Genomic DNA, 20471 nt, shown 5'->3' with positions numbered 1-20471 from the left:
CTCGCCAACGGCTGCCGGGCACCCGCGACATCATCCTCAAACTGACACCGACGACGAGGCCGTCCGACGCCACGAACCAACGGCATGGATCAGGGGTCACGGCCGACAGGTCGTGGCCCCTCGTCGGGTGAGCCTATGAGCTGCGGTCACAGGATGTTTGCCTGTCTGGCTGAGCGGCGGGCGGCGGCACACGATGGTGGGGCCGGACGGCCCCGTCCCCACCGGAGCCGCACTCCGCCGTCCCGCTCCCGTCCCCGCCCCGCCGCGCCGCAGAGCGCCGCCGGGAGCGGGCCCGGGTACCCCCGGCTCCGGACCCACGCTCGAAAAGGCTGTGATTCCCTTGAGCCGCACTTCCGGCGCACCCGCTGAGCCGGCCGCCGCGCCCGAGACCTACGACTGGCTGCGCTATGCCGGCGTGTTCGCGCTGCTGTTCCTCTTCGGGACCGAGACGTTCCTGGTCTCCCCACTGCTGCCGACCATCGCGGAGGACATCGGTGTCAGCGAGGCGGCCGCCGCTTCCAGCGTCACCGCCTACGTACTGGTCTACGCCGTCTGCGCGCCCTTCCTCGGCCTGCTCAGTGACCGGATCGGCCGTCGGCAGACGCTGCTCGCGGGCACCGCGCTGTTCATCGCGTCCAACGCGGCGGCCGCGCTGTCGACGGGACTGGCACCACTCGTGCTCTCCCGGGCGGTCGCCGGGCTGGCCGCGGCGGCGGCCGGGCCCGCGATCTGGGCGCACATCGCCGAGACGGCCCCGGACCGCTTCCGCGGCCGGGCGCTCGGGCTGGGCATGGCGCTGTTCTCCTGCGGGCAGGTCGTCGGCGTGCCGCTGGGCAGTGCGCTGGCCGGGATCGCCGGATGGCGCTCGGCCTTCGTGGCGCTGGCGATCGGCACCGCCGCGGCGCTGCCCCTGCTCCTGCGGCAGGTCGCGCCGACGCCGCGCACGGCGGCGCCGATCGGCGCCGTCAAGGCGATTCTGGCCGGCTGGACGGACCCGGCACTGCGCAGGGCGCTGGTGGTCAACACCGTCTTCCACGCGGCCAACCTCGGCGCGTACACGTTCCTCGGCGCCCTGCTGGTCCACCGGTTCGACCTCTCGGTGGCCCAACTCGGCATGGTCGGCATCCTGGTCGGCGCGGGCAGTGTGGCCGGCTCGCTCGGCGCCGGGCGCCTCGGCGACCGGGCGCGGGCGGCCGGGCGGTCCCATCTGCCGCTGCTGGGGCTGTGGGGTGTGCTGCTCGCCGCGGGTGTCGCCCTCACCGCGGGCGGTCCCGGTCTGATCGCGGCACTCGTCGGGGTGACGGTGTGGTTCGTGGCCAGCGGCGGCTTCGTGACCGACCAGCAGACCCTCGCGGGCACGGTCGCGCCGGAGCTGCGCGCCACCTCCAGTGCCTGGCTGACCTCGACGATGTACGCCGGAACAGGTGTGGGGGCGTGGGCCGTCGGAGCCTTCGGGAACGTCTCGACGGGCACCCTGGTCATCGGGGTGAGCCTCGCCCTGCTCGGCGCGCTGGGAGGCCTGGCGGTCAGCCACGGGCTGCGCACGCCGGCGGCCACTGTCAAGGCCGCCGAAGGCATCTGACCACGAACATGGGTGGGGGCCACGGCGTAAGCCGTGGCCCCCACCCATGCCGGCAACCGCTCAGCCGGCCTGGCGTTCGTCCAGTCCGGTGACCGCGCGCAGCGGGCGGCCGGTCAGCGCCGACATGCGGGAGTGGTCCTCCGCGGTGCGCGGGGTGAAGAGCAGGACCAGCGCCGAGGGATCGTCCACCGGGTGGAACGAGGACAGCGCCAGCTCGATCCGGCCGATGCCCGGGGGCTCGACGACGACGGCACGCGCGGTCAGCTCCGCCACCGAGTGGCAGCCCCACCAGTGGCGCAACTGCGGGGCGTCCTCGTCCAGGCGGCGGTAGACCTCACCGGTCCTGGGGTCGGACAGGGAGGTGCCGGCCTGGGCGCGGAAGTGCTGGAAGACGTTCATCGCCAGCGGTTCCCAGTCGTGCAGCACCGCGCGCAGTTGCCGGCCCGCCACCATCAGCCACATCAGGTTGCGGCGGTCCGCCGGCACCGCCTCGGGCGCTCCCCACAGCGCGCTCCACGCGGTGTTCCACCCGAGCAGGTCGAAGTGCCGGTCCAGCAGGACGGCCGGGCTGGTGGGCCAGGAGTCCAGGACCGGCTGCACGGTCGACGCGAGGTTCCCCGACCGGTCGGTGACCAGCGGACCGGTCGGCTCGTGGTGGCCCGCCAGCCGCATGGCGTGCCGCAGCCCCGCGGGATCGAGCCGCAGCGCCCGCGCGACCGCCTCCAGCACCTGCCGGGAAGCGGTCACGCGGCCCTGTTCCAACCAGGTGTACCAGGCCAGTCCCACTCCGGACAGCGACGCGACCTCCTCGCGCCGCAAGCCCGGAGTGCGGCGGCGGGAGTTGGCGGGCAGCCCCACGTCCGCCGGTTGGAGCAGTTCGCGGTGGGCTCGCAGGAAGGCGCCGAGTTCCTGGCTGGGGAGGGGGGTGGACATCGGAGGTGACTCCTCGGCCGGCGGGGTCGGTACGGGACTTCCAGACTAGGGGTCAATCACGATGCTGGAGTTTCCACAGTCGTACGGGCATGTTGCTGACCCAGCCGCGTTCCCCCTGCCGTCGCCACGCCGCTTCGCCGATCGCGCGGAAGAACTCCTCGCGGCGCTCGGGCGGGACGAGGCGGCTGTAGTAGTCGCCGAAGGTGGCGGCGTGGAAGTGGCTGTACTGGCCCGCGTCCTCGACGTGCACCACCGCGTCCCGGTCCAGGACCGACTCGACCTGGAAATAACGTTCCAGGAGCCCGGCCAGGTCGTCGACCGTCCGGGTGCGGGTGGCGATGGGCAGCACCGCGCCCTCCCCGCCCTCCTCCCCCGCCGCGAACACGGCCGGTACGGAGTCCCGTTCGGCGCCCAGGGCCACCAGGGCGTCGCGGACGAGGTCGTCCTCACCGCCGAGGCCATGCTCGTCGCGCGCCGGGTGGTAGGTGGTCAGCAGGAAGCGGCCGCCGGGGGCGAGGTGGTCGCCGACCCAGGCCAGGATCCGGTTCTCGTCGGGGTACAGCCAGTGCAGTACCGACGTCATGGTGACCACGTCCGGCCGGTACTCCAGCGGCTTCGGCACCGTCAGATCGGCCTGGTGCAGTGCGACCCGGTCGCCGTAGGGGCGCAGCCGTCCGGCAGCCTCGGCGATGCGGTGCTCCGAGCGTTCCAGGCCGACCGCCAGCCGCAGCGACGGGTGGCGGTCGAGGGCGGAGCGCAGCAACTGGCCGATGCCGCTGCCGAGATCGAGCAGCACCTCGGGCTCGCCCGGTACCTGGTCGAGCACCCAGTCGCGGTCGTGGACCTGCCGGAGCCTGCTGGCGTCCGCGTACCCGGACAGCGTCCGGGCCTGGATCTCGACGGCTGACGCGGTCACTTCCGGACCTCCGGGGTGGTGGTGGACAGTACGGCGTCGGCGCCGGTGTCGGTGTCGGCGGGAGTGACGGGTGCGGCCGGGTCGGCCGGACTGTCGATGAGGCTCAGCAGCCGCTCGCGCACGCTGCTCTGGTCGTAGCGCCGGTACAGGTTGATGCGGTTGCGGGCCAGGTCGCCGCGGTGCACGAACTCGTAGAGGTCCTGGCGCTGGCCGAAGCCGTCCCCGGTCAGTTCCCAGGCGAGCCGGAACAGCCGGGACTTGTGTTCGGCGTCGATGCCGCGCCCGCGCATGTAGCGGTCCAGGTGCGGCCGCAGCCGCGGGTTGGCCAGGTCGTTCGCCGTCGGTTGCATCAGCAGCCCGGAGGCGCCGATGCCGCGGACGATGTCGACCGCCTTCCCCGCCACCTCGGCGGACCACACCCGGCTGGCCGCGGTGTCGCCCGGCGCGAGCAGGCCGCTGTCGGTGACGGTGGCACGGGCTTCGGCGGCGTCCAGGAAGTACTCGGTGAGTTCGGCGTACCCGGCGAGCGTTCCCAGGTCCTCCTGGATGTTGCGGAAGCCGTCCACGCCGATGCTCTCGGCCACGAGGGTCGCGGTGGCCAGCAGGGTGCGCAGCCGTTCGCGGTAGCGGACGTGGCCGATGTAGGCGCTCCACGCGTTGATCCGGCCCAGGCCGGTCCTGGCCAGTTCACTCTCGCGCAGCAGGAAGACGCGGTCCCAGGGCACCAGGACGTCGTCGAAGAAGAGCATGGCGTCCTGCTCGTCGAAGCGCGCGCCGAGCGGATGGGCGTGCCCCCACGGATTGCTGCCGAGCGGTTCACGGCAGAGCGTCACCAGGCCCGGGGTGTTCAGCGGCAGGGCGAACCAGACGACGAACTGCTCGCCGCGGCGGTGGGCGAACGACGCCGACAGGTAGACCAGCACCTCGTGCGCCAGCGGCGCCAGGGTGGTCAGCTGCTTGGCGCCGCGCACGACGATGCCGCGCTCGTTCTCCGACAGCACGCGCAGCGCGAGATCGGGATCGTCCACCGGGTCCGTGGAGCGGTCGATCTGCGGGTCGCCGAGCGCGTGCGAGAGCACCAGGTCGTTGCGGGAGGTGTGGTGGTACCAGGCCTCGGCGTTGGTGCCGAAGCCGGTACGGGCCCGTTCCAGCTGGTGGCGGAAGTCGTAGAGCCCGACCGCGATGGAGGCCATGAAAGCGGGCGAGCGCCCGTGCTGGCCGAGGGATTCCGCGTGCCAGAACTCGGCGCTGCGCCGCTGCACGCGCAGTTCCTCCACCGTGCGCGGCGGCTGGTAGGCGCGGGCCAGCCGCTGACCGGTGGCCGGGTCCTCCCAGGTGAGCAGGTCCCGGTGGTCGGGGTGGTGCTGGAGGTCGAGCAGCCGGCCGATCTCGTCGGCGGCGGGCTTGAACGCCGGATGGCCGGCCGGGTCGGTGATGCGCTTCCCGTCGAGGTACAGCTCGCGGCCGTCGTCGAGTTCGGCCCGGTACCGGTCGGCGGTGAGCAGCCCCCGTCCGGTGTCGGTGGTGTCCAGCAGGGTCATGCGTGCACTCCAGTCGGGGTGATCGGTTGGCGGTCGAGGGAGCGGTACCGTCCGTCGTGGTAGAGCAGCGGTTCGCCGTCACCGGTGTTCGCGGCGACCGCCTGCCCGACGAGGATCGCGTGGTCGCCACCGGGCAGGACGCTGTGCAGCCGGCAGTCGAACCAGGCCAGGCAGTGCTCCAGGACGGGCGCACCGGTGGTTTCGGCCCGCATCGGCGCCGTGGTGAAGAAGCCCAGGGCGCGACCGGCGCCCGGGGCGGCGAACCGCCGGGCGATGTGCTCCTGTTCACGGCTCAGCGCGCTCACGGCGAAGCGGCCGCTGCCGCGGACGGCGTCCACGAGCGGGCTGCGGCGGTCCACCGCGACACTGACCAGCAGCGGATCCAGCGACAGCGGGCTCAGCGAGGAGACCGTCTTGGCGAAGACCTCCTCGCCGTACTGGGTGGTCAGGACGCCGACCCCGGTGGTCCAGTGCCGGGCCGCGGCGCGGAAGGCGTCCGCTCCCAGCACCGGATCGGTCCGCGGGCGGCTGGCGGGTGCCTGCGTACGGGCGGCAGGCTGCGCACCGGGCGTCATCGCAGCCCCACCCGGTAGGCCCGCAGCCATTCGTCGACCTGGACCAGGTGGTCGAGGCCGCCGACGGGGTTGGGAGCCGTTCGCGGACTGGGCAGCGGGCGTCCTTCGGCGAGCGCCCGGCGCACCACGTCCCGGTCCACGAGGTCGAAGACCGGCGCCTGCGGGTCGGCCAGCAGTTCGTGGGCGCGGGCGGTGAGCACCTCGGTGTAGCGGACCGCCGGTGTGGACGGGTATCCGCTCTTCGGCCGGTCCGTCACCTGCGGCGGCAGCAGGTCGCGGACGGCGTCGCGGAGCAGCCCCTTGGAGCGGCCGCCGGGGGACTTGAGGTCCCACGGCACGTTCCACAGGTACTCCACGAGCCGGTGGTCGCAGAACGGCACCCGCACCTCCAGGCCCACCGACATGCTCACCCGGTCCACCCGGTCGAGCAGCGGTGGGAGCCAGCGGGTCAGTGCCAGGTGGAACACCTCCCGCAGCCGCCGGTCCGTTCCGGTCTCGCCGTCCAGCCGCGGCACCGCGGCCAGCGACCGCCGGTACGCCTCGGCGGTGTACTCGTCGGGGCGCACCTCGGCGCGGACCTCGGGGCGCAGCAGCGCGGCCGGGGTGGTGCGGCCGTGCAGCCACGGGAAGGTGTCGGCGGCCAGCGCCGACGCGTCGTGGAAGTAGGGGTAGCCGCCGAAGATCTCGTCGGCGGCCTCGCCGGAGAGCGCCACCGTGGAGTGCCGCCGCACCTCGCGGAAGAGCAGGTGCAGCGAGGCGTCCATCTCGCCCCAGCCGGGGCGGTCGCGGGCGCGCAGGACCGCGTCGCGGGCGTCGAGCATGTCGTCGTCGGGGACCAGGACGGAGGTGTGCCGGGTCCCGATGTGCTCGGCGGCGGCCTGGACGTACGGGGCGTCCAGGGTGGTGCGCCAGGCGTCCGGGGTGCGTTCGGCACTGCCGGGGAAGTCCACCGAGAAGCTGGTCACCTTGCCGTGGCCGGCCCGTTCGCGGGCGGCGGCCGCCAGCGCGGTGATGGCGCTGGAGTCGACGCCGCCCGAGAGCAGGGTGCACAGCGGGACGTCGCTGAGCAGTTGGCGCTCGACGCTGTCGGCCAGAAGCGTGCGGACCGTCTCCCGGGTGGTCGCCGCGTCATCGGTGTGCGGCCGTGACTCCAGGGCCCAGTACGTCGACTGCCGGGTCGCGGCGCGGCCGACCGTCACGACGGTTCCCGGGCGCACTTCGTGCAGACCGCGGAAGAGTCCGTGGCCCGCTGTCGGTGCGGCCGGCAGGGCGAAGAGTTCGGCGATGCCCTCGGCGTCCAGCTCGGGCCGGAAGAGCGGGTTGGCCAGGACGGCCTTGGGCTCGGAGCCGAACAGCACACCGGTGGAGTGGGCGTGCCAGTACAGCGGCTTGATCCCGAGGTGGTCGCGGACCAGCAGCAGTTCCTCGCGGCGGGTGTCCCACAGCGCGTACGCGAAGATGCCGTTGAACCTGCGGGGTGCCTGGTCGCCCCACTGCAGATGGGCCCGCAGCACGACCTCGGTGTCCGAAGCGGTGCGGAACTCGTGCCCGAGGGTGCGCAGTTCGGCGCGCAGCTCGCGGTAGTTGTAGAGCTCGCCGTTGTAGCTGAGCACGGCGCGCGGAAGGGGCAGGTCCCGCAGCGGCTGCACACCGCCGTCGAGGTCGATCACCGAGAGCCTGCGGTGCCCGAGTGCGGCGTACTTGGAGAGCCAGACACCGTCGGCGTCAGGTCCCCGGCACGCCAGGGTCTCGGTCATGGCGCGCACGGTCTGTTCCCTGGTGCGCAGGTCGGTCTTCCAGTCGACCCATCCGGTGATGCCGCACATCACGCCTCCCGCGGGGTGGTGGGAGGGGTGGTGTCGCCGGCCGGGGCGTCGGCCTCCCAGCGGCAGCCGTGCCCGGTGGGCCCGCTGCGCAGCCGGTGCGAGGGGCGGTACCCCTTGGCGCGGATGTTCGCGGACAGCGCCTCCGTGCAGTAGGTGCACGGCGAGGCCAGGGTGATGCGCACCCCGCTGCGGCGCGCCTTCTCGCGGTAGTCCCAGATCGCGCAGTGGGTGATGGTCAGCGCGGCGTGCCCCGGACCCTCGGGCTCGTCGGAGTCGAACTCGTAGTCGGATCCGTACAGTTCGGCCTGCCGGGCGATCCGGTGGATCGGGTCGGCGGCGCCCCGCCCGTGGTCGGGCTCGACCGTGCGGTACACCTCGGCGTTGGCGCCGGCCCATCCGGCGAGCACCTCCTCGCCGTACCGGGCGACGAGGAAGCGCTCCATCAGCGCCTGGCCGCGGAAGAACACCCGCTGCCAGGCGGTCGAGTCGGTGTCCCGCGGACCGGGCAGGTCGGCGAAGAGCTCGGCCTGCAGCGCGAACCAGTCGGTCAGGTGGAAGTGGTCGCCCCGCGCCACCAGGAACGAGGTGAGTCCGGCCTCCGCCTCGTGCAGCCGCTGGCGCCACAGGGCCGAGCGCTCGTCCTCGGGCATCGACCGGTACGCGGGGCGGTACGGAGCCGGGTAGGGCAGGTCGTACGCGGCGCCGGGCGACGCGAGCGCCGCCGCGCCGTCCCCGGAGCGCTGCTCCCCCAGCACCGCGGTGCGCGGTCCCGGGACGGTCCCGGCGCCCGCGCCGCGTGGAGTGGGTTCCTGGGGTCCGGTCCGTGCGATGGCTGCCTCGGGCGCATCGCTCATCAGGGTCTCCTTCTACAGGTTCGCGACGGGACGGGTCGTGCGGGACCGCGGGCCCGGGGCCGTGCGGCCGCCGCGCTACGCGGACCCGGGGTGCTGGCCGCGGCGGTCTCGGTCCTCGGCAACGCTACGGAGCGGCACCCCGAGGCCAGAAGCCCCGAACGGAGCGGGCGGGGGCGACCTACGGAGCCCCCGGCTGCTCCTAAGGTCGCCCCGGCTCCGGCGGGTCCCGGACATGCCGAAGGCGGGCACCTGCTGCGGTGCCCGCCTTCGGGTGGAGTTCGGCCGGCGCTCAGCCCGCCAGGCCGTGCCGGTGCGCGTAGAGCGCCGCACGCAGCCGGTCGGACTGGCCGATCTTGCGCATCGCCTGGGTCAGGTGCTTCTTCACGGTGGCCTCGGCCAGCGCCAGCTCGCGCCCGATCTCGGCATTGCCCAGGCCGCGCGCCAGTTGGGAGAGCACGTCGCGTTCCCGGTCCGTCAGTCCGCAGTGCTGCGGCGGTGACTCCGCCGCGTGCCCGGCCAGGCTGGCCAGGTGTACCCGGGCCGAGGGCGGCGCGGGCAGGAAGACCGCTCCGCCCGCGGCGGCGGTCGCCACCGCGCTGATGATGCGGTCCTCCGGCAGGTCCAGCGGGAAGCAGCCGTTCGCCCCGGTCAGCAGCATCCGGCTGGCCTCCGCCGTGCTCTCCGCCCGGCGCAGCAGCAGCACCCGCGCGTCGGGCGCCCCGTCGGGCCCGCGCAGTTCGACCACGGCGGCGAGGTCGTCGGCGAGCGTCGCGCCACCGCCCAGCAGGATGACGTCGGGCTGCACCCGGCGCACGCCCTCGACGGCGCGCAGCGGATCACCGGTGCTGCTGCCCACCACGGTCATCCCCGGCACGCTGGCCAGGACGCTGCGCAGTCCGGCGCTGGCCACCGGGTGCCGCTCCACCAGGAAGACCCGGGTGGTGTCGGAGGCCCGGTCCGCGGCCACGGTGCACAGCGGATGTCCGCAGGAGCAGGCCGGTTCGGCGGCGGGGCGGCGGGCGGGAATGCCTCCCGCGGAGAACGCGTCGGGTTCGGCCAGCAGTTGGTGCCCCGCGATGAGGTCCAGTGGATTGTCGATCTCGATGTGCAGCGCGTTCGTCGTGTCCGGCCGGGCCGGCGCGGACGGTCCGCGTCGCGCGGACGGCCGCCGGTTGCGTCCGGAGCAGGGGTCGGCGAGCTCGGTCAGCGTTCCCATCGGGAACCCCCGGCCGGGCGCGGCGGGTTGACGGTGCGGGCGGGCTGTCCGGCCCGGCCGGCTGGTCGACGGGTCAGGTCACGGATGTCGTGCGGCATGGCGGTGCGGTCCCCTCGGAGGTGACGGAGCCGATCCCTGTCGGGATGAGGCGGCGATAACGGCGCGGGCTCCACCCCGTTGCATGACGGTTCCGTGGTCGGGGGAACGTCACTGACGAATCATCAGAGGGGCGGCCAAGCGCTGCTGGAGGAGGGGCGCTGCCGGGCAGCCAGGGGCTGGGCGGTCAGCGCGGGGCGCCGGGGCGACAGGTTTCGTCGAAGCACCTGCGGTGCCACGAGCCGCAGATGCCGACCAAGGTGAAGTCGGTGCGCCGGATAGCCATGCGCGCAGGGTAATTCCGTACGCGAGTACGGGTCAAGGTCGGTCCACGACCGCCGCTGCGGGGCAGCGGGCTGATCCGCACCGCCGATCCTATGACCCCAGGTAACAGCATGAACGCCTGACTGGCTGCCGACCGCCCGCTGGGCCACCTTCGTTCCCATCGGCCGGAGTGACCGGACCGGCCCTGGAAGGACCACGCTCATGCCTGCCCCCGCCCGCCCCTCCGCCGCCCGGCCACCGGGCGCCCCGCTCCGGCCGGTGCCCGCATGAGACGGTTCCTGATCCGGCGGCTGCTGCTCGCCGTGCCCACCCTCGTGGGGGTGACGCTCGTGGTCTTCGCCACCGTGGCCCTGGTGCCCGGCGACCCCGTCAGTGCGTTCCTGGGCCCCGGGGCGCCGCCCGAGGCGCGCCGGGAGCTGACCGAGCGCCTCGGCCTCGACCGGTCGCTGCCCGTGCAGTACGCCGACTGGCTGACGCACGCCCTGCACGGCGACCTCGGCACCTCGATCGCCGGCCAGCGCCCCGTCGACCAACTGCTGCTGCCGGCGCTGGGCCAGACCCTGCTCCTGTCGGCCGCCGCGTTCACGCTGGTCCTGATCGGCGGAACCGTCCTCGGCGCCATCGGCGCCCTGCGGCCCCGCGGGCCGCTCGGACGGCTGTCCGGCGCGCTGAGCACCGTGTCGGTCTCCGCCCCGCAGTACTCGGTGGCGCTGCTGCTGATCGCCGTCTTCGCGGTGCGGCTGCGCTGGCTGCCGGCCGGCGGTACGCACGACGTCTTCGGCGACGGCGGCCCGCGGGACCTGCTGCGCCACCTGGTCCTGCCCGCCGTCGCGGCCGCCCTGGTGCCGCTCGGGCTCACCGCCAAGGTGTTCCGGGCCGCCCTCGGATCGGTGCTCGCGGGAGATCTCGCCGACAGCCTGCGAGCGCGCGGCCTGAGCCGGGCGGCGGTGCTGCGGCACTGCGTGCACAACGCCTCCCCCGCGCTGCTCACCATCGGCGGCCTCCAACTGGCCTACCTGCTCGAGGGCGTGGTCTTCGTGGAGACGCTCTTCGCCTGGCCCGGCCTCGGGCACCTGCTCTACGACGCGCTCACCGCACGCGACCTGCCCCTCGTCCAGGGCGGGGTCCTGGTGGTCGCGGTGGCCTTCGTCGGCGTCAACATCCTGGTCGACACCGCCCACGCCTGGATCGACCCGCGGGTCCGGAGCCCCCGATGACCGTGCTGCGTTCCGAGGTCCCCGCCCGCGGGCGACTCACCTTCCGGGCTCTGCGGGCCGGTGCCGCGCTGCGACGCGACGTGGGGCTGCTGCTGCCCGCCGCGCTCGCCGCACTGCTGCTCCTGCTGGCCGTCGCGGCCCCCCTGCTCGCCCCGTACGACCCGGTCGCCGGATCCCTGCAGGTACGCCTGCTCGACCCCGGCAGCCCCGGTCACCTCCTGGGAACCGACGGCCAGGGGCGCGATGTGCTCAGCCGGCTCGTCTGGGGCGCCCGTCCCTCCCTGATCGGCGGATTCGTCCCGGTGGCGATCGCCGCGACGGCCGGCACCGCGCTGGGCATCGCCGCCGGGCTCGGCGGCCGGGTCACCGAGCAGACGCTGCTGCGATCGCTCGACGTGCTGTACGCCTTCCCGGGCATCCTGCTGGCGATGACCATCGCCACCCTGATGCCCGCAGGGCTCGGCGCCACGGTGTTCTCACTGTCGGTCGTGCTCACCCCGGCGGTGGCCCGGGTCGCCCACACCGAGGTGGCGCGCATCCGCACCGCCGAGTACCTGGAGGCGGCCAGGGTCAGCGGCGCCGGACGGACCACCGTCGCCGTGCGCCAGGTCCTGCCGGTCGTCGCACCCGTGATCCTGGCCTACGCCTCGTCCCTGATCGGGCTGTCCGTGGTGTACGCGGCCGGGCTCTCTTTCCTCGGACTCGGCGTTCCCCCGCCCACCGCCGAATGGGGAGCGATGCTCGACGAACTGCGCCCCAGCCTGCTCACCCACCCCGGTACCGCCGTCCTTCCGGCCATCACCATCCTCCTCGTCTCGGTGGTCTTCAACACCCTCGGCGAGGCCCTGCGGCGCAGGATCGGCGACTCCCGCGACCTCGCACCGGAGGCGCTCCGATGACCCCCCGCGAACCAGCAGGACCCGGCGGTCCGGTGCTGCGCGTCGAGGAGTTGTCCGTCCGCTACCCGGGGCGGGACGCCGCCGTGCACGCCGTGGACACGGTGTCGCTCTCCGTCGAACCGGGCGGCGCCCTGGTGCTGCTCGGCGAGTCGGGCAGCGGCAAGACCACACTCGCCAGGACCGTGCTCGGACTGCCCGGCCGCAACGCCCGGGTCACCGGCCGGATTCACCTGGGCCCGACCGATCTGCGCGCGCTGACGGAACGGGAGTTCTCCCGGGTGCGCGGCAGCCGGATCGGCTACGTGCCGCAGGATCCCACCGGTTCGCTCGACCCGTTGCGCCGCATCGGCCCGCAGATCGCCGAGGTCCTGCGCCGCCACCGCGTGGCCACCACCCGCCGCGCGGCCCGGGACGCCGTACCCGGGCTGCTGACCGCGGCCGGGGTCCCGGAGCCGGAGCGCATCGCGCGCAGCTTTCCGCATGAGCTCTCCGGCGGGCTGCGCCAGCGGGCGGCGATCGCCCTCGCGGTCGCCTGCGAGCCGGAACTGCTGATCGCCGATGAGCCCACCACGGCACTCGACGCCCTGGTCAGGGTGCAGATCCTGGATCTGTTCGGCAGTCTGCGCAGCCGGCTCGGTCTCGCGGTGCTGCTCGTCACCCATGACCTCGCGGTGGCCCGCAGGGTCGGCGGGCAGGTGGCCGTGATGCGCACCGGACGCATCGTCGAGACCGGCACCACCGACCAGGTGCTCTCCCGGCCGGCGCACTCCTTCACCGCCGAACTCGTCGCGGCCCGGGCGGGGGTACGCCGATGAGCACCCCTGCGGACACCCCCCTGCTGCACCTCGACCGGGTCTCCAAGAACTACCCCGGCGGCCGGCTGGCCCTGCAAGGGGTCAGCCTGGGCCTCGGGCGCGGTGAGACGGTCGGCCTGGTCGGCGAGTCCGGCTCCGGCAAGTCCACCCTCGCCCGGCTGGCGCTGGGGCTGCTCGCACCCGACACCGGTTCGGTCCGCTTCGCCGGCCACGACCCCCACCGGCTCCGCGGCCGCGGAGCGCGGGCGGTACGCGGACGCCTGCAGTTCGTTCCGCAGAATCCCGGGGGCTCGCTCAACCCCGCCCTGCGGGCCGGGGACGCGGTCGCGTTCGCGCTGCGCCTGCACGGCACCGCCCGGCGGGACCGCCCGCAGGCGGTGGCCGCGCTCTTCCAGCAGGTCGGACTCGATCCCGCGCTCGCCCGGCGGTACCCGAGGGAGCTGTCCGGCGGACAGCTGCAGCGCGTGGCCATCGCCCGCGCCCTGGCCCCCGGGCCCGAGCTGCTGGTCTGCGACGAACCCACCTCCGCGCTGGACCGCACCGTCCAGGCACAGGTCCTGGACCTGCTCGTGGAGTTGCAGGACCGCACCGGCATCGGGTGTCTGTTCATCTCGCACGACCTCGCGGTCGTCCGGCACCTCGCCGACCGGCTGCTGGTCCTGCGGCACGGACGTGTGGTGGAGGAGGGACCGGCCGCCGACGTGTGGCGGGCACCTCGTCATCCCTACACCCGCGCCCTGCTCGCCGCGGCCGACGACGCCCCGGCCGATCTCGTCTGACAGCGGAACCCTCCGGCCTTTCGCACCTGTCCGGCCTTCCACCGAACCCGAATCCGAATCCGAACCCGAGGACTCACGATGACGCACCACCACCCCACACCCCGCCTCCGGCGCAGAACCGGGGCCCTGCTGACCGCGGGACTGCTGCTCGCAGCGGCCGGCTGCGGATCGGCCGCCTCCACGACGGGCTCCGACAGCGCGGGTGCCTCCGACGCCGCCGGCCGGGGCGGCACCCTGGTCATCGGCGCGACCGGCAAACTGCCCAACCCCGACACCGTCATCGGCGGCGCCGGATTCGAGGGCAAGCGCCTGGTCAGCTTCCAGCTCTACGAGGGGCTCACCCGCTACGACCTGTCCAAGACCAACGCGCCTCCGGAGATCACCGGCGCGCTCGCGGAGTCCTGGAAGGTCGCCGCCGACGCCAAGACCTGGACCTTCACCCTGCGCAAGGGCGTGAAGTTCCAGGACGGCACCCCCTTCGACGCCGAGGCGGTCGTCTTCAACCTCGACCGCTACCTGGACAAGCACAGCGCGCAGTACACCGACGCGCTCGGCGCGGCGGCACAGGAGTACGCCGGGGACATCGCCACCTACCGCAAGGTCGACGCCGACCACGTCGAACTGGTCACCACCGCGCCCAACGGGCACTTCCCCGAAGACCTCGCCCATGTCCTGATCGCGAGCCCCACCGCCGTCCGCAAGTACGGGACGGCCGACTTCGGGCAGCACCCGGTCGGAACCGGGCCCTTCGCCTTCAGCTCCCAGACCGCCGGGCAGGAGATCACCCTGGTGGCCAACAAGGGGTACTGGCGGGGCGCGCCCAAGCTCAACCGGCTGGTGGTCAAGTCGCTGCCGGACGTCGCCGCCCGCACCGCCGCGCTGCGCTCCGGCGGCGTGAACTGGATCGAGTACCCCAACCCCGACGACATCGACAGCCTCAAGGCCGACGGGGTGCAGCTCGCCACCAACAGCTACGACCACCTGTGGTACTGGATCCTGGACACGTCCAAGGCGCCGTGGAACGACCCGCGGGTCCGGCAGGCCGCCAACTTCGCCATCGACCGCAAGGCGATCGCGGAGAAGCTGCTGCACGGCACCGCCGACCCGGCCTACCAGGCCGCGCCGCGCGCCACCTTCGCGTTCGATCCGGCGGGCGACGCCTACTCCTACAACCCGGCCAAGGCGAAGCAACTGCTGGCCGATGCGGGGAAGACGGGCGGTTTCAGCACCACCGTCACCGTTCCGACCGGCGGCTCGGGCAATCTGCTCCCGGTCCCGATCAGCGAGGCGATCCAGCACGACCTCGCCGCCGTCGGCATCAAGGTGCAGCTCCGCACCACCGACTGGTCGACGCTGATCAGCGCCGAGGCCAAGGGCCAGGTCGCCCTCGGTTCCGACGCGATCGCGCAGTCCACCACCCTCTTCCAGTCCGAGGCGCTGCTGCCGCTCTTCATCGGCAGCAAGAGCCCCTTCTGGACCGGCCACTACACCAACCCGCGGGTGGACACCCTGCTCGCTTCCGCGTCGGCCTCGACGGACCAGGTAAAGCGGCGGGCCGACTACCGGCAGGCGCTGGATCTGGTGACCAAGGACGCGCCGTGGCTCTTCGTGGTCAACGACCGCAACCCGCGGGCGCTGTCGCCCAAGGTGCGCGGGCTGGTGCAGCCGCAGTCCTGGTTCCTGGACCTGACGACGGTCTGGGTCAAGTAGGCAGCGCCTTCCCACCGTTCACCCGCCACGAGAGGACCGTCGTCCCATGACCGCCCCGCACGAACCGCCCGCGCGCACCGCGGCGGCCCCACCGCGGTGGGGCATCACCCTGCCGCTGCCGGGGCTCACCATCGACCGGCACCGTTTCATCGTCGAACGGCTCCCCGACCTCGGCTACACCGATGTCTGGAGCGCCGAGGGCGGCGGTACCGACGCCTTCACCCCCCTGGCGGCGGCCGCCGCCTGGTCCTCGTCGCTGCGCATCGGCACCGGCATCGTCCCGGTGCACACCCGTGGTCCCGCGGTGCTCGCCCAGACCGCCGCGACCCTCGCGCAACTCGCCCCCGGGCGGGTACTGCTGGGGATCGGCGCCTCGGTGCCCGCCCATGTCACCGACATCAACGGCATCCCGTTCGACGAGCCATTCAAACGCACCCGGGACGTCCTGCGGTTCACCACCCGGGCGCTGCGTGGCGAGCACGTCTCCGGGGACTTCGACACCTTCTCCATCACCGGCTTCCAACTGCCGCACCCGCCGGCCGCGCCGGTCAAGGTCATTCTCGGCGCGCTGCGTCCGGGCATGCTGCGGCTGGGCTTCACCGAAGGGGACGGGGCGATCACCAATCTCCTCTTCCCGGAGGACGTGCCCACCGTGCTCAACGCGGTCGGGCCGCAGCCGGCCGGCAAGGAGCTCGTGGTCAAGGTGTTCGTGTGCCCCACCGAGGACACCGACTACGCCCATCGCGCCACCCGCCCCTTCCTGGCGTGGATCCTCAACCGCGAGCCGTACCGCAAATTCCACGAATGGCTCGGGCACGGCGAGTTGCTGCGGGAGTCGCACGAGCGCTGGGAGGCCGGGGACCCCGAGGGCGCCCAGAAGGCGCTGCCGGACGAGGTGGTGGACGGTCTGTTCATCAGCGGGTCGCCCGAGGAGTGCCGGGAGCGCATTCTGCGGTACCACCTCCCCGGGGTGACCACGATCCAGCTGTATGTCTCGCTGCCGCCGGAGGTCTTCGTCAGCCGCGCCAAACTGCTCGACACACTGGCCCGGCTGGGGCCCGCCGCCGGATGAACCGGCGGTTCGGGTCCACGGCCACCGGCCCCGCCGGACGGGAGTCCGCGGGGCCGGGTGTCCCTCCCGGGGCTACGTGGCCGGTTCTGGTGCCGGCATGTGTTCCAGCACGTCGAAGTCCAGCCGGAGTTCGGGGAGCCGGAGGACGCGCAGCAGCGGCGGGTGGTCGCAGAGCAGCCGCAACCGACCCTGGCGGGCGACCGCCCGGCTGCGGGCGCGCACCAGGGTCGTGATGCCGCTGCCGTCGAGGAACTCGACCTGCCGCAGATCGATGAGCAGGTCGGGGTGGCGGCCCGCGGTCAGGGTGTCCAGGTAAAGGGTGAGGTCAGGGGCGGTCAACAGGTCGATCTCGCCGCGGAGCGGCACCACGGTGCAGTCCCCGTGGGTGTGGGTCTGGTCCGGTATGAACACAGGCGTGCTGGACTCTTCCACGACGGCTCCCTCGGATACGGGACGATCGTGCAGGGCACCGACAGGGTCAGGGTCGACGTGAGCCACCGTACGTGCGATCGATGCTATCCGGACCTCGTTCACCGAAAAGCTGCGGCGAGGATGCCGACCGTGGTAAAGGCGGGTCCGCTCTGCGCTGGACGGGCAGACGCGCCGGCCGCGCCGCGCGCGGTCAGCCGACGCGGGAGAGCTTGTCGGGGTTGGTCACGAAGTAGATGCCCTGCACCTGGGCGCTGTTCGGGACCAGGTCGACGACCAGCACCGCGAAGGGCGATCCGGCACGGAACAGCACCGCCGAAGGGCCCCCGTTGATCCGCTCGTAGCGGATGTCCAGTCCGCGGCCGGTGCGGCCCGCGCCGGCCGACAGCACCCTGGCCACCTTGTCGCGACCGTGGACCGGCCGCCGCCCGGCGGCGGTGGCCTTGCCTCCGCCGTCCGCCCACAGCGTCACGTCGGGCGCCAGCAGTTCGAGCAGGGTCTGCAGGTCTCCCCCCGACACCGCGGCGGCGAACCGCTCGGTCACCTGCTGCCGCAGCCGCGGGTCGGCACGGTAGCGGGGGCGCCGGGCGTGGACGTGCTCGCGGGCGCGATGGGCGAGCTGGCGGACCGCCGCGGGGGTGCGGCCGAGGATGTCCGCGGTCTCGGTGTGGGCGTAGCCGAACAGCTCGTGCAGGACGAACACCGCGCGTTCCAGCGGGGTCAGGGTCTCCAGGACGACCAGCAGCGCCATCGACACCGACTCGGTGCGCTCGGCCGCCTCGGCCCCGTCGCCGGGGGCGGGCGGGGCGGCCAGGGGGGTGATCAGCGGCTCGGGCAGCCACGGCCCGATGTACGTCTCGCGTCGCCGGCTGATCACGGCCTGGCGGGCGAGTGCCTTGTTCACCGCGATCCGCACCAGGTACGCGCGCGGGGCGGCGATCGGCTCCGCGCCGGGCGCCCCCGCCCGGGACGTCCACGCCAGCCAGGTCTCCTGGAGGACGTCCTCGGTGTCGGCGACGCTGCCGAGCATGTCGTAGACGATGGAGAACAGCAGCTCACGGTGGTCGACGAAGACCTTCGTGGCCTCGTCCGCCGCCGTTTCGCGGGCGCTGCCGGCGGGCGGGATGTCGGACATGGCGGGTCTCCTGTCGCTGGTGCCACCCGAGAGCGGTGCGGACGGCCGGAGTGTGACATCCGGGCCGGCCGACGTGGTGCGCCTCCCCGCCCCCGACGGCGGATCGCCGCGCCCGGACGTCGACCCCGCGCCGGCCGGCGTACACGCCGGCTCCGGTGGCCGTCACCGGTGTTCGAGTAAGCACCGTGGGAGGGCGTGACCCCTTCGGAAGGGGGTACGCGACGGGCGACGAGTGTCCCCCACGAGACCCGGAGGTGTGCCGTGGATTCATCCCGCCTGTTGCTCAACGCCGTTGTGCGCGTGGTCTGCCCGCGGTGTTACCGCACCCGATGCATCTGCGCGAAGCGCGGGCGGCGCTCGTCCTGACCGGATTCCTCCCGATGGGCCGGCCGCGCAAGCGGTAGGCCGCGTTCCGGACAGGTGGATTCCCCGTCCCGCCCGCCCGCGCTTCCCCTGAGTGTCAGACTGGGCCCGTGATGGGGCACATTCCCGAGGAATCAACCAGTTTCGTCGGACGCGGCAGCGAACTGACCTGCCTGGATACGGCATTGACCGGACATCGGCTGGTCACCTTGACCGGTACCGGTGGCGTGGGCAAGACCCGGCTGGCGTTACGGGCGGCGGCCCGAGCCGCCGACCGGTACCAGGACGGGGTGTGGTGGACCGACCTGTCGTCCCTGGACGGGGAACGGCTGCTGCTGGCGACCGTCTCGGACGCGGTCGACCTCGCCGACCACACCTCCCGCATGCCGGTCGAGACGCTGTGCGAGTGGCTCTCCGGCAAGGAGCTGCTGCTGGTGCTGGACTCCTGCGAACACCTGGTCGACAGCTACCGGAACCTCGTGGGGGATCTCCTGACCACCGTGCCGGGACTGACCGTCCTCGCCACCAGCAGGCAGCCGCTCGGCCTGGACACCGAACACGTGCTGGACGTCCTGCCGATGGCGATCGACGGCCAGGACGCGCGGTCCCTGTTCAAGGAACGTACCGCCGCCGCGGGAGCCGGCGGCCGGCTCACGGAGGCCGGCGCCGACGCGGCCGTCGACGCGATCTGCCGCCGGCTGGAGGGCATCCCCCTGGCACTGGAACTCGCCGCCGCCCAGGTCGGCCGGGCCACCGTCCAGGAGGTCTCCGAACGTCTCGGCTCCCGCTTCGACCTGGTGAGCCGGTCCCTCGCCGTGTGGCCGGAACGGCACCGGGCCCTGCGGACCACGATCGGCTGGAGCCATGAGCTCTGTCATCCGGTGGAGCGGCTGCTCTGGGCACGGCTGACCGTCTTCCGGGGTGGCTTCGACCTCGAATCGGCCCGGTCGGTGTGCTCGGGCGGTCCGCTCAGCGCCGAGGCCGTGGGCCCGGTGCTGCAACGGCTGGCGGCCCAGTCGGTGGTCCGCCGGGACGGCGAGCACTACCGCATGCTGGACACCATCCGGGAGTACGGCCAGTGGTGGCTCCGGGCGCTGTCCGAGGAATCCGCGCTGGCCGACCGCCACGCCTACCACTACCTGCGGCTGGCACGTCAGGCCGACGCGGGATGGCTCAGCGCCGACCAGGCCGGCTGGTACCGCTGGGTCAACGCGGCACGCACCGACCTGTGCACCGCCCTGGACCACCTGCTGGTCACGGCCCCCCGGTACGCGCTGGACCTCGCGGGACTGATCGGCTTCTTCTGGAGCGGATCCGGCCATCTCCACGAGACCCGCGCCTACCTGGAACAGGGCCTCGCCGGATACCGGACGCACGGCCGCGAACGGACCCGGGCGCTCTGGGTGCTGGGCCTGACCGTGACGCTCCAGGGCCAGTACGAGGACGCCCGCCGGCTGAGCGTGGACGCCGCCCGCGCGGCCTGGGAGGACGGCGACAACGAGGCGGTCGTCGCCGCCGCCAATATCAGCGGCCTGATCGCCGTGCTGACCGGGCAGCCGCTCGCCGCACAGGTGACGGCCGACCACGCGCTGGAGGTCGAGCCCGGCCGGCCCTTCGTCTCGGCCGCCCGGTTCCGCTGCCGGCTGGTCAGGGTCTTCGCCCTCATCGGACTCGGCAAACTGCCCGAGGCCCGGGCCGAGGCGGAGGCGCTGCGCGACCGGTGTGTCGAGCTCGACGAGTGCTGGACCCGCTCCTACCTCGACTACCAGCTCTCCATAGTCGCCCTCCTCGCGGGCAACCCCACCGCCGCGGCCTGCCACGCCCGCACGATGCTCGACGGCAAACGGCTGCTGCGCGACAACTTCGGCATCGCCCTGGGCCTCGACGTGCTGGCCGCCGCCATCGCGGCCCAGGGCGAGGCCGAACGGGCCGCGGGGGTCTTCGGCGTCGGACAGGCCTTCTGGCGCACGGTCGGCCACTCCCAGCGCGGAACGCCGGAACTGGGTCCGATCCGGGAGGAGTGCGAGCGCAGCGCCCGCGCCGGCATCGGCGACGAGGCCTACGAGCGCGCCTTCCGGCGCGGTGCCTCCGCCGACCTGCAGACCGCTCTCGCCTCCGTACTGGACGCCGCCTCCCCGATAGAGGCCTGACGCGGCCCCGCCCCGGACGGCGTCCTCGGCCCATGAACGATCCGCTGCCCGTCGTCCCGGACGCGTTCCGGTTCCCCA

General features: G+C 73.4%; 17 protein-coding genes. 8 read left to right on the top strand and 9 right to left on the bottom strand.

Going from position 1 to position 20471, the window contains the following annotated elements:
* Positions 1 to 340 precede the first annotated feature (340 nt).
* The gene (locus O3X23_RS30010; RefSeq protein ID WP_269275023.1) at positions 341 to 1582 is read left to right on the top strand and encodes an MFS transporter; all 1242 of its coding nucleotides are present in this window, start codon (positions 341 to 343) and stop codon (positions 1580 to 1582) included.
* Positions 1583 to 1642: 60 nt separating this feature from the next.
* On the opposite strand, the gene O3X23_RS30005 is transcribed toward O3X23_RS30010, so the two are convergent.
* From O3X23_RS30005 to O3X23_RS29975, 7 genes are all read right to left on the bottom strand, one after another.
* Entirely contained in the window at positions 1643 to 2515 is an 873-nt protein-coding gene (locus O3X23_RS30005) for a helix-turn-helix transcriptional regulator (protein WP_269275021.1), read from the bottom strand.
* A 52-nt stretch (positions 2516 to 2567) separates the two neighbouring features.
* Entirely contained in the window at positions 2568 to 3431 is an 864-nt protein-coding gene (locus O3X23_RS30000) for a class I SAM-dependent methyltransferase (protein ID WP_269275019.1), read from the bottom strand.
* A complete protein-coding gene (locus tag O3X23_RS29995) occupies positions 3428 to 4972 on the bottom strand; it encodes a 4-hydroxyphenylacetate 3-hydroxylase family protein (RefSeq protein WP_269275016.1) in 1545 nt (514 codons plus the stop codon). The genes O3X23_RS30000 and O3X23_RS29995 overlap by 4 nt, the downstream gene beginning before the upstream one ends.
* Positions 4969 to 5547 carry a flavin reductase family protein gene (locus O3X23_RS29990; RefSeq protein WP_269275014.1) on the bottom strand — a complete coding sequence of 193 codons (579 nt, stop codon included), beginning with the start codon at positions 5545 to 5547 and terminating at the stop codon, positions 4969 to 4971. Before O3X23_RS29990 ends, O3X23_RS29995 begins: the two co-directional genes overlap by 4 nt.
* Entirely contained in the window at positions 5544 to 7373 is a 1830-nt protein-coding gene (gene asnB / locus O3X23_RS29985) for an asparagine synthase (glutamine-hydrolyzing) (protein ID WP_269275012.1), read from the bottom strand. The genes O3X23_RS29990 and asnB overlap by 4 nt, the downstream gene beginning before the upstream one ends.
* Positions 7373 to 8227, bottom strand: coding sequence for a hypothetical protein (locus O3X23_RS29980; protein ID WP_269275010.1), 855 nt, complete (start codon positions 8225 to 8227; stop codon positions 7373 to 7375). Before O3X23_RS29980 ends, asnB begins: the two co-directional genes overlap by 1 nt.
* A 289-nt stretch (positions 8228 to 8516) precedes the next feature.
* Positions 8517 to 9443 carry a response regulator transcription factor gene (locus tag O3X23_RS29975; protein ID WP_269275008.1) on the bottom strand — a complete coding sequence of 309 codons (927 nt, stop codon included), beginning with the start codon at positions 9441 to 9443 and terminating at the stop codon, positions 8517 to 8519.
* Positions 9444 to 10090: 647 nt separating this feature from the next.
* Here O3X23_RS29975 and O3X23_RS29970 point away from each other — a divergent pair.
* The 6 genes from O3X23_RS29970 to O3X23_RS29945 all read left to right on the top strand — a co-directional run bounded on the left by O3X23_RS29970 (position 10091) and on the right by O3X23_RS29945 (position 16316).
* A complete protein-coding gene (locus O3X23_RS29970; RefSeq protein WP_269275006.1) occupies positions 10091 to 11041 on the top strand; it encodes an ABC transporter permease in 951 nt (316 codons plus the stop codon).
* Complete coding sequence (locus tag O3X23_RS29965) at positions 11038 to 11940, top strand: ABC transporter permease (RefSeq protein ID WP_269275004.1); 903 nt, start codon at positions 11038 to 11040, stop codon at positions 11938 to 11940. Before O3X23_RS29970 ends, O3X23_RS29965 begins: the two co-directional genes overlap by 4 nt.
* Positions 11937 to 12755 (top strand): ABC transporter ATP-binding protein, encoded by an 819-nt coding sequence (locus O3X23_RS29960; RefSeq protein WP_269275002.1) that lies wholly within the window; start codon positions 11937 to 11939, stop codon positions 12753 to 12755. Before O3X23_RS29965 ends, O3X23_RS29960 begins: the two co-directional genes overlap by 4 nt.
* Entirely contained in the window at positions 12752 to 13534 is a 783-nt protein-coding gene (locus O3X23_RS29955; protein ID WP_269275000.1) for an ABC transporter ATP-binding protein, read from the top strand. The genes O3X23_RS29960 and O3X23_RS29955 overlap by 4 nt, the downstream gene beginning before the upstream one ends.
* A 78-nt stretch (positions 13535 to 13612) precedes the next feature.
* Positions 13613 to 15244 (top strand): ABC transporter substrate-binding protein, encoded by a 1632-nt coding sequence (locus O3X23_RS29950; protein WP_269274998.1) that lies wholly within the window; start codon positions 13613 to 13615, stop codon positions 15242 to 15244.
* A gap of 46 nt (positions 15245 to 15290) precedes the next feature.
* Positions 15291 to 16316, top strand: coding sequence for an LLM class F420-dependent oxidoreductase (locus O3X23_RS29945; protein ID WP_269274996.1), 1026 nt, complete (start codon positions 15291 to 15293; stop codon positions 16314 to 16316).
* Positions 16317 to 16388: 72 nt separating this feature from the next.
* On the opposite strand, the gene O3X23_RS29940 is transcribed toward O3X23_RS29945, so the two are convergent.
* Together O3X23_RS29940 and O3X23_RS29935 are read right to left on the bottom strand one after the other, a co-directional pair.
* On the bottom strand, positions 16389 to 16748 hold the full coding sequence (locus O3X23_RS29940) for an STAS domain-containing protein (RefSeq protein WP_269274994.1): 360 nt from the start codon (positions 16746 to 16748) through the stop codon (positions 16389 to 16391).
* A gap of 190 nt (positions 16749 to 16938) precedes the next feature.
* Entirely contained in the window at positions 16939 to 17880 is a 942-nt protein-coding gene (locus O3X23_RS29935; RefSeq protein ID WP_269274993.1) for a sigma-70 family RNA polymerase sigma factor, read from the bottom strand.
* A 476-nt stretch (positions 17881 to 18356) separates the two neighbouring features.
* On the opposite strand from O3X23_RS29935, the gene O3X23_RS29930 reads away from it, so the two are divergent.
* Positions 18357 to 20393: an ATP-binding protein gene (locus O3X23_RS29930; protein WP_269275133.1), complete on the top strand. Its 2037-nt coding sequence runs from the start codon at positions 18357 to 18359 to the stop codon at positions 20391 to 20393.
* The last annotated feature ends 78 nt before the right edge of the window (positions 20394 to 20471 follow it).

Source organism: Streptomyces sp. H39-S7, from assembly GCF_027158205.1.
Classification (GTDB): domain Bacteria; phylum Actinomycetota; class Actinomycetes; order Streptomycetales; family Streptomycetaceae; genus Actinacidiphila.
The sequence above is the reverse complement of the archived record's forward strand: the minus strand, read 5'-3'. Positions and strand labels throughout refer to the sequence as shown.

What these genes read in the sequence shown, in the direction of transcription:
- O3X23_RS30005 (WP_269275021.1), bottom strand. Translation starts at nt 2,515, where the DNA reads ATGTCCACCCCCCTCCCCAGCCAGGAACTCGGCGCCTTCCTGCGAGCC.
- O3X23_RS29945 (WP_269274996.1), top strand. Translation starts at nt 15,291, where the DNA reads ATGACCGCCCCGCACGAACCGCCCGCGCGCACCGCGGCGGCCCCACCG.
- O3X23_RS29930 (WP_269275133.1), top strand. Translation starts at nt 18,357, where the DNA reads ATGGGGCACATTCCCGAGGAATCAACCAGTTTCGTCGGACGCGGCAGC.
- O3X23_RS29965 (WP_269275004.1), top strand. Translation starts at nt 11,038, where the DNA reads ATGACCGTGCTGCGTTCCGAGGTCCCCGCCCGCGGGCGACTCACCTTC.
- O3X23_RS29960 (WP_269275002.1), top strand. Translation starts at nt 11,937, where the DNA reads ATGACCCCCCGCGAACCAGCAGGACCCGGCGGTCCGGTGCTGCGCGTC.
- O3X23_RS29980 (WP_269275010.1), bottom strand. Translation starts at nt 8,227, where the DNA reads ATGAGCGATGCGCCCGAGGCAGCCATCGCACGGACCGGACCCCAGGAA.
- O3X23_RS29950 (WP_269274998.1), top strand. Translation starts at nt 13,613, where the DNA reads ATGACGCACCACCACCCCACACCCCGCCTCCGGCGCAGAACCGGGGCC.
- O3X23_RS29975 (WP_269275008.1), bottom strand. Translation starts at nt 9,443, where the DNA reads ATGGGAACGCTGACCGAGCTCGCCGACCCCTGCTCCGGACGCAACCGG.
- O3X23_RS29935 (WP_269274993.1), bottom strand. Translation starts at nt 17,880, where the DNA reads ATGTCCGACATCCCGCCCGCCGGCAGCGCCCGCGAAACGGCGGCGGAC.
- O3X23_RS29995 (WP_269275016.1), bottom strand. Translation starts at nt 4,972, where the DNA reads ATGACCCTGCTGGACACCACCGACACCGGACGGGGGCTGCTCACCGCC.
- O3X23_RS29955 (WP_269275000.1), top strand. Translation starts at nt 12,752, where the DNA reads ATGAGCACCCCTGCGGACACCCCCCTGCTGCACCTCGACCGGGTCTCC.
- O3X23_RS29990 (WP_269275014.1), bottom strand. Translation starts at nt 5,547, where the DNA reads ATGACGCCCGGTGCGCAGCCTGCCGCCCGTACGCAGGCACCCGCCAGC.
- O3X23_RS29970 (WP_269275006.1), top strand. Translation starts at nt 10,091, where the DNA reads ATGAGACGGTTCCTGATCCGGCGGCTGCTGCTCGCCGTGCCCACCCTC.
- asnB (WP_269275012.1), bottom strand. Translation starts at nt 7,373, where the DNA reads ATGTGCGGCATCACCGGATGGGTCGACTGGAAGACCGACCTGCGCACC.